The 11,949-nt window shown below is 48.8% G+C and carries 11 protein-coding genes; all 11 read left to right on the forward strand.

Going from position 1 to position 11,949, the window contains the following annotated elements:
• The first annotated feature begins 248 nt into the window (after positions 1-248).
• On the forward strand, positions 249-449 hold the full coding sequence (locus MUN34_RS01795) for a cold shock domain-containing protein (RefSeq protein WP_026827558.1): 201 nt from the start codon (positions 249-251) through the stop codon (positions 447-449).
• A 283-nt stretch (positions 450-732) separates the two neighbouring features.
• The gene (hpf, locus tag MUN34_RS01800; protein WP_026827559.1) at positions 733-1,296 is read left to right on the forward strand and encodes a ribosome hibernation-promoting factor, HPF/YfiA family; all 564 of its coding nucleotides are present in this window, start codon (positions 733-735) and stop codon (positions 1,294-1,296) included.
• A 217-nt stretch (positions 1,297-1,513) separates the two neighbouring features.
• Positions 1,514-4,033, forward strand: coding sequence for a preprotein translocase subunit SecA (secA, locus tag MUN34_RS01805; protein WP_026827560.1), 2,520 nt, complete (start codon positions 1,514-1,516; stop codon positions 4,031-4,033).
• A 67-nt stretch (positions 4,034-4,100) separates the two neighbouring features.
• Positions 4,101-5,201, forward strand: coding sequence for a peptide chain release factor 2 (prfB, locus tag MUN34_RS01810; RefSeq protein WP_026827561.1), 1,101 nt, complete (start codon positions 4,101-4,103; stop codon positions 5,199-5,201).
• A gap of 66 nt (positions 5,202-5,267) precedes the next feature.
• The gene (locus MUN34_RS01815; RefSeq protein ID WP_247856750.1) at positions 5,268-5,771 is read left to right on the forward strand and encodes a GNAT family N-acetyltransferase; all 504 of its coding nucleotides are present in this window, start codon (positions 5,268-5,270) and stop codon (positions 5,769-5,771) included.
• 101 nt (positions 5,772-5,872) lie between these two features.
• Entirely contained in the window at positions 5,873-6,742 is an 870-nt protein-coding gene (locus tag MUN34_RS01820) for a YitT family protein (protein ID WP_026827563.1), read from the forward strand.
• 109 nt (positions 6,743-6,851) lie between these two features.
• Positions 6,852-7,214, forward strand: a complete 363-nt coding sequence (gene cccB, locus MUN34_RS01825) for a cytochrome c551 (protein ID WP_200868717.1) — start codon at positions 6,852-6,854, stop codon at positions 7,212-7,214.
• Between the two features lie 194 nt (positions 7,215-7,408).
• A complete protein-coding gene (gene ftsE, locus MUN34_RS01830; RefSeq protein WP_014971187.1) occupies positions 7,409-8,095 on the forward strand; it encodes a cell division ATP-binding protein FtsE in 687 nt (228 codons plus the stop codon).
• Positions 8,085-8,984, forward strand: a complete 900-nt coding sequence (gene ftsX, locus MUN34_RS01835; protein ID WP_012371286.1) for a permease-like cell division protein FtsX — start codon at positions 8,085-8,087, stop codon at positions 8,982-8,984. The genes ftsE and ftsX overlap by 11 nt, the downstream gene beginning before the upstream one ends.
• A 41-nt stretch (positions 8,985-9,025) precedes the next feature.
• Positions 9,026-10,417, forward strand: a complete 1,392-nt coding sequence (locus MUN34_RS01840; RefSeq protein ID WP_247856751.1) for a M23 family metallopeptidase — start codon at positions 9,026-9,028, stop codon at positions 10,415-10,417.
• A gap of 95 nt (positions 10,418-10,512) precedes the next feature.
• Entirely contained in the window at positions 10,513-11,934 is a 1,422-nt protein-coding gene (locus MUN34_RS01845) for a S41 family peptidase (protein ID WP_247856752.1), read from the forward strand.
• The last annotated feature ends 15 nt before the right edge of the window (positions 11,935-11,949 follow it).

The following is an 11,949-nucleotide window of genomic DNA, read 5'->3' on the forward strand; positions in this document are numbered from 1 at the left end:
GACTGCATCCTCCTTAGATAGGACAATGGATAAAATAGGTAATTACTAACGATATAATACAATACTACACCTGTAATGACAATGTAATTTTTTGAAATATAGAGCAATAAGTGGCTTCATTAGGTTTGATTTGATATTGAATTCAAATTAATCAGAATTTTTAATTGTCAATAATTGCTTCTTTTGCTAGTATAGATGGTAGAGAGCTTGCTCTCGCTATCCAGTTTGCGAAGGGAACGTGAATTCGAATGGAACAAGGTAAAGTAAAATGGTTTAATGCTGAAAAAGGTTACGGCTTCATCGAGACATCGGATGCAAAAGACGTCTTCGTCCACTTCTCGGCAATTCAAGCAGAAGGCTACAAATCACTTGAAGAAGGCGAAGAAGTAGAGTTCGAAATCGTCGATGGCGATCGTGGTCCTCAAGCAGCAAACGTCTCGAAACTGTAATCCCGTTAGCAGCCGCCACCGTTTTTAGGAATCCCCTAAAAGCGGTTTTTTTGTTTCATCTCAATTTGTTAAGGGTATATACGCTAATATCAACATGCAATAACTATTATAGTACGCTAAGATTCAAGGCAGATGTTCAACAGAATGTCATCGTTTTCATTTCCTTGTATGGCTTATCGTGGTATAATAATTACGAACCAAAAGAATTTTGAATCTTCAGAAGGAAACGACTGAAACGATGACGAATTCATAGGTTCAACCGGTTACTTAAGGAGGAGTTTACATGATCTACAACATTCGCGGTGAAAACTTGGACGTCACAGATGCTCTCAAGGACTACGTCGAGAAAAAGCTTGAAAAGTTAACTCGTTATTTTACAACTCCTACGGAAGCGCAGACGGCTTATGTCAATCTCAAAGTCAACAATGAGAAACAAAAAGTCGAAGTGACGATTCCAATGCCAAACCTCTTGCTTCGCGCAGAGGATGTCAATGGCGACATGTACGCAGCCATCGACCTCGTCGTCGATAAGCTCGAACGTCAAATCCGGAAACATAAAACGAAGATCAACCGGAGAGGCCGTGCCAAAGAAGGCGGTATTGGGGAGTACTTCAAAACGCTCGAAGGACCGGAGGCAGAAGCACCTGTCTACGAAGAGGATGAAGCGGAACTCGAACTTGTTCGGACAAAACGTTTCACACTCAAGCCGATGGATACGGAAGAAGCGATTCTTCAAATGGACATGCTCGGTCACACGTTCTTCGTCTTCTCAGACGCTGAAACGGGTAACACGAACGTCGTCTACCGTCGAAAAGATGGCCGTTATGGCTTGATTGAACCAGAATAATGAATCTACAGAGGACTTACTCCACGGAGTAAGTCCTCTTTTGGTATGATAAAAAACTATTCATGAATAGAAGTTGTCTCAGACTAAAGTTGTATTTCCCGTGACCCGGATGGTCCGCGTGTTGAAATTTGACGGCGTATTCGGTACACTGAATAAAGGAAAAATCTCGGAATTCTGTTCGTTTTAAGAATCGTTCGAAGTAAGGGGACTGTAAGGCATGGCTAATTTTCTAAAAGAGTTATTCGCACCGACAAAACGTGTTCTGAAAAAAGCAGAAAAAGCGGCGGATGCCGTTGAATCATTTGAGGCACAAGTGGCTGCCTTATCGGATCAAGAATTAGAAGGAAAAGCGGTTGAATTCCGGACTCGTCTTGAGAACGGGGAAGACCTCGATGATATTTTACCGGAAGCTTTTGCGGTCTGTCGTGAAGTGTCGACACGTGTCCTCGGGATGCGTCATTACCGTGTCCAGCTGATTGGCGGATACGTCCTGCACAACGGCGATATCGCTGAAATGAAGACCGGGGAAGGGAAAACGCTTGTTGCGACACTTCCTGTCTATTTGAATGCCCTCGCCGGAAACGGCGTCCACGTCATCACCGTCAACGAATATTTGGCGAAACGTGACCGGGACATCATGGAACCACTTTATGCAGCACTCGGTTTATCAGTTGGTCTGAACTTGTCGAGTATGTCGCGTCAAGAGAAACAAGCGGCCTACAACTGTGACATCACATACGGAACGAACAATGAATTTGGATTTGATTATTTGCGTGACAACATGGTCCTCTATAAAGAAGACCGCGTGCAGCGTCCGCTGTCCTTTGCTGTCGTCGATGAAGTCGACTCGATTCTTGTCGATGAAGCGCGGACACCGCTGATCATTTCCGGTTCTGCCGAAAAATCAACAGCACTCTATTCGCAGGCAGATATGTTCGCGAAGATGATGAAAGCAGATGAAGACTATACCGTCGACATCAAAACGAAAAGTGTTTTACTGACGGAACAGGGCATCGACCGTGCTGAAAAATATTTCGGCATCGATAACTTGTTCGCGCTCGATCACATCGCTTTGAACCATCACTTGAGTCTTGCGCTCCGTGCGAATTCAGTCATGCACCGGGACGTCGATTACATGATTCGTGAAGACGAAGTCATGATCATCGATCAGTTCACGGGACGTGTCATGGAAGGCCGCCGTTATTCGGAAGGGCTGCACCAGGCGATTGAAGCGAAGGAAGGCGTCGAGATTCAACGTGAATCAATGACGCTTGCGACGATCACGTACCAAAACTTCTTCCGGATGTACACGAAGCTTGCCGGCATGACCGGGACAGCGAAAACCGAGGAAGAAGAGTTCCGTAACATCTATAACATGCATGTCGTACCGGTTCCGACGAACAAACCAATCGTCCGGGACGATCAGCCGGACTTGATCTTCAAGACGATGAACGGGAAATTTGCGGCAGTCGCGGACGAAATCGAACGTGCCCACCGCGAAGGACAACCGGTCCTTGTCGGTACAGTAGCGGTCGAGACGTCTGAACTCCTCAGCAGCATTCTCAAGAAACGCGGCATCCGCCATGAAGTCTTGAATGCGAAAAACCATGCACGGGAAGCGGAAATCGTTGAGAATGCGGGACAACCGAACGCGGTCACGATCGCAACGAACATGGCCGGTCGTGGTACCGACATCAAGCTGGGACAAGGGGTCATCGAAAAAGGTGGTCTTTACATCCTCGGGACAGAACGTCACGAATCCCGCCGGATCGATAATCAGCTCCGTGGTCGTGCCGGACGTCAAGGGGATCCAGGGGCATCGCAGTTCTATCTGTCACTTGAAGATGAATTGATGCGCCGTTTCGGATCGGATTCCCTGCAATCGATGATGGATCGTCTCGGAATGGATGATTCCCAACCAATCGAAAGCCGGATGGTCTCACGGGCCGTTGAATCGGCACAAAAACGGGTCGAAGGAAATAACTTCGATGCCCGGAAACAGGTTCTCGGATATGATAACGTCATGGCGGACCAACGGAAAGTCATGTACGCGGACCGGGCTGCGATTCTTGATGCCCAGTCGGTTTCAAATATCGTCCGTCCGATGATCGAACAGACGATTGAAGCCGGTGTCCATCAGTACACGCCAATCGAGTTCGTTCCGGAAGAGTGGAGCATCGGTGCATTAGCGGAATGGGCCAACCAAACGCTTGCGCTCGAAGAAAAAGTGTCGGAACAGGATCTGTTCGGTAAGGAACGCGAAGAAATCATCGAACTGTTAAAAGAACGGACTTTTGCCCATTACGAGCACAAACGCTCGGAAGTACCGGCTGAAGCGTTTGACGAGTTCGAGAAAGTCATCGTTCTCCGCGCCGTCGATCAGCACTGGATGAATCATATCGATCAGATGGATCAATTGCGTGAAGGGATTCATTTACGTGCCTACGGTCAAAACGATCCACTTCGTGAGTATCAATCGGAAGGTTCGCTGATGTTTGACACGATGAACGCAGCGATTGCGGAAGAAGTGACACAGTTCGTTCTCCGTGCGGATCTTGATCCGAACCTGAAACGCGAGAAAGTCGTCAAAGATGAAGTCGCGGTTTCCGGAAAAGAGGACAAGGTCGTCAAAAAAGCGCCGGTCCGCAAAAATCCAAATGAACAAATCGGACGTAACGACCCATGTTGGTGCGGATCCGGTAAAAAATATAAGAACTGTCACGGCCGTCAGGCATAAGTGACGAAGCGGCTGAAAGAGGCGGGAGATTCCTGCCTCTTTTGACGGAAAGAGAAGGTGGAACACAATGGAATTAGCAGAAATACGCAATACCGCCGAGTGGATGGAAAAGAAACTCGCTGAATACAAAGCATCGCTCGATCTCGAGAACAAAATCTCACGCATTGAGGAGCTTGAAAATGAGATGACATATCCGGACTTCTGGAACAATCAGGAGTCGGCTCAAAAGGTCATCGACGAATCAAACGGTCTGAAAGCGATGGTCGATAAATACCAGCACCTCGCAGACGGTCACGAAAACATCGTTTTGACGTACGAATTGATTAAAGAAGAGCCGGACGTCGAATTGCAGGAAGAACTGGAGTCGGAACTCGGCGACATCAAAAAGAAATTTGACGAGTTCGAATTGCAAATCCTGTTGAACGGCGAATACGATGCGAACAATGCGATTCTCGAATTACACCCGGGAGCGGGCGGAACCGAGTCGCAAGACTGGGCATCGATGTTACTCCGGATGTACCAGCGTTTCTGCGACAAGCAAGGCTGGAAAGTCGAAACGATGGACTATCAGCCGGGTGACGAAGCCGGTGTCAAATCGGTCACACTCCGTATCCAAGGGCATAATGCCTATGGGTATTTGAAAGCGGAAAAAGGAATTCACCGTCTTGTCCGGATTTCACCGTTTGATTCGTCAGGCCGTCGCCATACGTCGTTCGTTTCATGTGACGTCATGCCGGAATTCAACGATGACATCGATATCGATATCCGGACGGAAGACTTGCGTGTCGATACGTACCGGGCATCCGGTGCCGGTGGACAGCACATCAATACGACGGACTCTGCCGTTCGGATCACCCACATTCCGACAGGCGTCGTCGTCTCATGTCAGCAGGAACGGTCGCAAATCAAGAACCGTGAAGCGGCAATGAAGATGTTGAAAGCAAAACTCTACCAACGTGAAATCGAAGAGAAACAAAAGAAACTCGACGAAATCCGCGGCGAAAAATCAGACATCGCCTGGGGTAGCCAAATCCGTTCGTACGTCTTCCACCCATACAGCATGGTCAAGGATCACCGGACGAACTACGAAGTCGGGAATACGCAAGGCGCAATGGATGGAGACATCATGGGCTTCATCGATGCGTACCTGCGCTTAATGAATATGTAAGTTTATATCCCGCCGGCCTTTGTGTCGGCGGTTTTTTTCTACCAATCGATTCAGGAGGCGAAGCAGATGCAGATTCGTACAGAAATATTCAAAGATGCCGCCGGAATTCGGCTCGTCCATCAAGCCGCGTTTGGTCAGCGGACAGAAGCCGATCTCGTCGAAGCGTTACGGGAAGACGAGGAGTCGCTCCCGCACTATAGCCGCGTCGCCGTAACGGACAAGGGAGAGATTGTCGGTCATGTCTTACTGAGCCGGATTTACATCGAAGACATCCCGTCGCTCGCACTCGCTCCGGTCGGTGTCAAACCGCACTGGCAACGGAAAGGCATCGGCTCGGAACTGATCCGTCAAGTGATTGAAGATGCCCGGGAAGCCGGTGAAGCGCATATCGTCGTCCTCGGTCATGACAGTTATTATCCGCAGTTCGGATTCGAGCGGGCTGTCGATTACGGAATCGAAGCGCCGTTTCCGGTGCCGACGGATGTCTTTCTCGTCATGCCGCTCGAACGGCAGGCCTTAAAAGGGATTAATGGTGTCGTCCGGTACTCAAAACCCTTTAGTGCGGTATAAGAGAACCACTGCGAGTTGCTCAGCCCTTCTAGTCGCTCATCTGTTTTTCCGCTAAAATGAAAAACGGGTTGTAGAACTTATGTAAGGGGAAATGTAACGTTATGACATCAACACGTCAGGAAGTCGTTCGCGACTATATCTATTTACTACTCGGTTCGGTGTTCGTCGCCAGTGCCTTCAGTTTATTTTTGGCCCCGAACCAGTTGGCCTCCGGAGGCGTCAGCGGTCTGTCGATCGTCTTGAACGATCTGTTCGGGATTTCACCGGGCTTGTTTCAATTAATCGCCAACATCGTCCTGCTTGCGATCGGCTGGATGATTCTCGGGATGGGCTTTGGCGTCAAATCGCTTGTCGGCTCGATCTTTTTACCGGTCGTCATCTTAGTCTATGAACGGTTTGAAGTGCCGGCAGCGACGATGAATCCGATGCTCGCCGCGATCTTCGGCGGAGCCGGTGTCGGAATCGGTCTCGGTCTGATTTTTAAAGCCCGCGCCTCGACCGGCGGGATGGACTTGATTGCCCAGATTTTGCATCGCTTCACCAAAATTCCGCTTCATCTGTGTATCGCCATGCTCGACGGAACGATCGTCATCAGTGCCGCCATCATCTTTTCACTTGAGATCGGCTTGTATGCCCTCGTCGCCTTGTTCATTACGATCAAGATGATTGATGTCGTCCAGCTCGGCATCACGAACGACAAACTGGCGTATATCATCTCGGATCAACGGGAAGCGCTCGTCAAAGAGATTTTCCAGACGCTTGACCGGGGGGCGACGGAAATCGAAGCTGCCGGTGCCTTTACACGGACGCGGAAACCGATGTTAATGGTTGTCGTCCGGCAAGGGGAAATCACGACATTAAAGGAAATCGTCAAGCACATTGATCCGACTGCCTTTTTGGTCGTCAGTGAAGCCCATGAAGTGTTAGGGCTTGGTTTCTCGGACGATAAACGGTACCGGAATGTGCCGTAAACGTTAGTCATTCGTGAAGTTTTTGTGAAATCACGCTTAGAAAGTACGAATAACGGTTATACTCTAGTAGATAACAATGTGGTTTTGTACTTACTAAGGGGGAATCCGGATGAAACTGAAAAATCTTTTACTCGCAGCAGGACTCGGTGCGACACTCGTACTCGGCGCATGTGGCAGTGACGATTCAAGTTCGTCAGATACATCAAAAGACGAATCGACGATGAGTGATGATTCGTCAAAAACAGAAACAGCGGTTGATGCTGAAAAAATCTTTGCCAACAACTGTGCTTCGTGTCACGGGAAGAATCTCGAAGGTAACGTCGGACCAAACTTGACGAAAGTCGGGGCCAAGTTATCATCGGAAGAGATCCAAAAAATCATTAAAAACGGTAACGGGCAAATGCCAGCTGGCATCCTGAAAGATGATAAAGAAATCGTTGCGGTTGCGGATTGGTTAGCTGACAAAAAATAATTATGTGATAGTATGGGGCTAGAGATGACGAACATGACAAGTGTTCGCCGTCCGGCCCCCTTTTTTTATCTAAATCAGCCGGAAATGACATTTGATTGTAATGTGCTTAAAAAATGTTGCCTGTTATAATGGTGTTCGGTAGGCGTTAAGACCTATCTGATCACCATCAGTAATCAAGTAAGGATGTGAAGCAAGTGATCAAGATGCAACAAGTCAGCAAGATTTATCCGAACGGTGTCACGGCACTTCGTGAAGTCAATTTGACGATCAACCAAGGCGAATTCGTCTACATCGTTGGTCCATCCGGAGCCGGAAAATCGACATTCATGAAAATGATGTATCGCGAAGAACGGCCGACAAGCGGTTCGTTTTTATTTAAAGGAATTGAAGTAGGCAAGTTGAAAAACCGCCAGATCCCCGAACTTCGTCGCCAAATCGGCGTCATCTTCCAAGACTTTAAACTACTCCCGTCCTTGACGGTTTATGAAAACGTCGCGTTCGCCCTTGAAGTCGTCGGGGAAGACCGCTCGCAAATCCGTAAGAAAGTGCTTGAAGTACTCGATCTCGTGAAGTTGAAGCACAAGGAACGTAACTATCCTGATGAACTATCCGGTGGAGAACAACAACGGATCTCGATTGCGAGAGCCATTGTCAATCGTCCGTCACTCGTCATCGCTGATGAGCCGACAGGAAACCTCGACCCGGATACGGCATGGGAGATCATGGAAGTGTTTGAAGAGATTTATCGCCGTGGGACAACGGTCGTAATGGCGACCCACAACCGAGATATCGTCAATAAGATGCGTCATCGCGTCCTCGCAATTGACGGTGGAAAAATCGTCCGAGACGAAGAGAAAGGAATGTACGGCTATGAAGTTTAATGGATTCCGTCATTTACGGGAAGGGGCAAAAGGTCTCGTCCGAAACGGCTGGATGACATTCGCTTCCGTCAGTGCCGTTACCGTGACCTTATTACTCGTAGGGATTTTTGCGATGGTCATGTTCAACGTCAACAAGATTTCCGATAACGTCGAAAAAGACGTCGAAATTCAAGTATTCGTCGAACGAGAGTCCGATCAGGCAAAAATCGATGCAGTTGGAAAAAAATTAGAACAGATGCCGGGTGTTGAATCTGTTCGTTACAGCTCAAAAGAAGAAGAACTGGACCGCTTCAAGGAACAGCTTGGCGAAGGATCACAAGCGTATCAGTCGGTTGAGAAGGATAATCCGCTCCACGACCGGTATATCGTCAAGGCAACTTCACCAAATGAGACAGAAACTATTGCAAATACAGTCAAAAAAATGGAAAATATAGATAGTGTCGAATATGGCGAAGATTATGTTGAGAAGATGTTCAACTTCCTTGAAGGGGTTCGAATCGGCGGAATCATCCTGATTGTCGGTTTGACATTCATGGCAATGTTCCTCATCTCGAATACGATCAAGGTCACGATTTTCTCACGTCGCCGTGAGATTGAAATCATGCGACTCGTCGGTGCGAAAAACGGCTTCATCCGTGCACCGTTCTTCATCGAAGGATTATTGATGGGGGTACTCGGGGCACTGATTCCGATTGCCGTCGTCTACTTCGGATATGAAGTGACGTACAATGCATTGCAACCGCAGCTCGTGTCCTTGAATGCCTCGATCTTCACCTTGATTCCACCGGGTGAACTGTCGATTCAGGTTTCTGTCATCCTGCTTGCACTTGGTGCTTTCATCGGTGTGTGGGGATCAACGACGTCACTTGGCCGCTTCTTGAAGATATAACGACTTAAAATCAAATAAAAGATAGAGGAGAGATGCTTCTCATGAAGGTCCGATTCTGTTCTACCGTCCTAAGCTTGGCATTAATTGGTTCAAGTGTATCCGTTCAGGCAACGTCCAAGGAAGATTTGTTGAAGGAACAACAGGAGGTCGAGTCCCGTCTGCAAGAGACGGAACAATCGCAGAATCAGACATCGGAGAAGTTAGTCTTGACGAAACAAGAGCGCAAGGAAGCGAAAGCGCGTCTTGATGAAGTCAACAGCCGTCTGGAAGATTTAGCGAGTAAGATTGCGGATCAACAGGCGGCTGTTTCTGTTGCCAAAGAGGAACTGGCGATCGTCACCCGTGCCGTCAGTCAAACTGAGACCAAACTGCGAGCGCAGGAAAAATTGATCGGAGACCGTCTGCGGTCCGTTCAACGGGATGGGGATGTCAAATACATCGAAGTATTGCTCGATGCCAAGGATTTTGGGGATTTGATTTCACGTTTCAGCACCGTCAGTGAAATCATCCAGCAGGACGATGGTGTCTTACAGACGTACCAAGCGAACGTCAAACAATTAACAGAACAACGGTCCGAGCAGGAACTGATTCTCGGACAACTAAAAAAAGAGCAGCGGAAGCTATTGATTCTAAAGACCCGGATCATCGCGGAATCCGAAGTCAAACGGACACTGGTTGTCCGGTTGAACAATCAGGTTAAACAGTTACAGCAGGAACAGTTCACGAAAGCGGAGGAAGCCGCGATCCTTGAGGACCAACAACGTCTGATCAGTCGTCAGCTGGAAGAGTTGCGGGCGGCCGAACTACAGGCCCGACAAGAGGCAAAAGAACGTGCAGAAGCGGCGCAAAGAGCAGCCGAAGCAGCCGCCCGGGAAGCAGCAGAGGCCGAGCGGCAGGCAGAACAGGAAGCAAAAGCGCAGAAAGAACAAAACCAAACGACGTCTCGCCCGCCGACGGCTTCGGAACCGGTAACGGAAGCACCTTCTTCCCAACCGGCGACACCCGAAACGGGAACGGCCTTGAAGCCCTTCCTGTTGCCTGTGACCGGCTATGTCTCGTCCCCGTTCGGTCCTCGCAATAATCCGCTGACCGGGAAGTCGGAACGGCATACCGGACTGGATCTCGTTAATGCCAAAGGAACACCAATCAAAGCAGCGGCCGGTGGGATTGTCCTCCGGGCTGGCAGTGCGACCGGCTACGGAAATGTCGTCATGATTACGCATCTGATTGAAGGCAAAGTCTGGACGACCGTTTACGGGCATCTCGATTCTGTCTCGGTCACGGCCGGACAAACGGTCATGCCGGGGGATATCGTCGGCAAACTCGGTTCAACCGGCTGGTCGACGGGACCGCATCTTCATTTTGAGATTCATCGCGGCGAGTGGGCCGTCGGGCAACCGAATGCGGTTGATCCGGCACCTTACATCTTATAACTTCAATACGCGACTGACGAAAAGGTAGGGTAACCTATCTTTTTTTGCTATACTGAAAAAAATAGCAGGTTTACACCAGAAACGAGGAATTACGCGTGAAAAAATCGACAACGGCCGTCATAGCGGTCAGTACGTTTGGTTTGGGTCTTGGAGCAGGGGCTGTCGGGATGTTAGCGGCAGGTGGAACGGATTCAGTGGCGACGGGTTCTTCGTCTAAAGCAACGGGGGATTGGAAAAAGATTGATCAGGTCCGACAGATGATTTCACAAAATTATTTGGAAGACGTATCGGATCAAGAGTTGTTAGAAGGAGCATTGACGGGAATGACGGAAGTCCTCGAAGATCCGTATTCCGTTTATATGGACGAATCGGAAACCGCATCGTTCAACACGAACTTGTCATCGTCGTTCGAAGGAATCGGCGCGACGCTTGAACAAAAAGGCGAATCGATTGTTATCGTCTCACCGATCAAGGGATCGCCTGCTGAAAAAGCCGGTATCAAACCAGGAGATATTATTTTAGAAATCGACGGTAAATCAACAAAAGGACAGAAAACGGATCAAGCGGTAAAAAAAATCCGCGGCGAAAAAGGCACGAAAGTCGTCTTGACGATTCAACGCGGCGGACAGGATCCGATGAAGATTACGATCGTCCGCGATACGATTCCGATCGAAACCGTCTACTCGAAGACAGAAAAAGTTAACGGCAAGACGATCGGTGTCCTGCAAGTGACACAATTCTCGGACCCGACGGCAAAAGAGTTCGAAAAACAACTCGCAGCGCTCGAAGAGAAAAACATTGATGGACTTGTCATTGATGTCCGGGGAAATCCGGGTGGTCTGCTGACGGCAGTCTCACAAATGATTGCTCCGTTCATTCCGAAGGAGACACCGATTTTCCAAGTAGAAGATAACAAAGGCGAACGGACGCAGGAATTCGGGAAAGCGGACGAGAAGAAACCCTATAAGCTCGTTGTCCTCGAAGACAGTGGATCGGCCTCGGCTTCTGAAATTCTGGCAGCCGGTCTAAAAGAAGGTGCCGGTGCGGAAGTGGTCGGGACGAAGTCGTTCGGAAAAGGAATCGTTCAAAGTGCCTATGATTTAAAAGATGGCAGTGATTTGAAACTGACGACGAATAAATGGCTGACTCCGGACGGAAACTGGATTCATAAAAAAGGCGTCAAGCCGACAGTCGAAGTCAAACAGCCGGATTACTTCAATGTGACGAAGATTCTAACGGATGACAAGACACTTGCAAGCGGAGATTACGGCAAAGCTGTTGAAAACGCGCACCTGGTTCTCGAAGCGATCGGCTTCGATCCAAAAGGGCAGGACGGTTACTTCGGCGATACGATGAAACAGGCTGTCGAGCGTCTCCAAAAAGAAGCGAAGCTCGAAGTGACCGGTAAAATCGATCAAGTGACGGCATCCGAAATGGAAAGCCGTCTTCTGAAGAAACTGGAAGATCAAAAAAATGATGTTCAGCGCATCAAGGCGTTGGAAGTCGCTGCACAATAACTCACAGAAAGAGGT

The organism is Exiguobacterium sp. 17-1 (genome assembly GCF_023096305.1).
GTDB lineage: Bacteria > Bacillota > Bacilli > Exiguobacteriales > Exiguobacteriaceae > Exiguobacterium_A > Exiguobacterium_A sibiricum_A.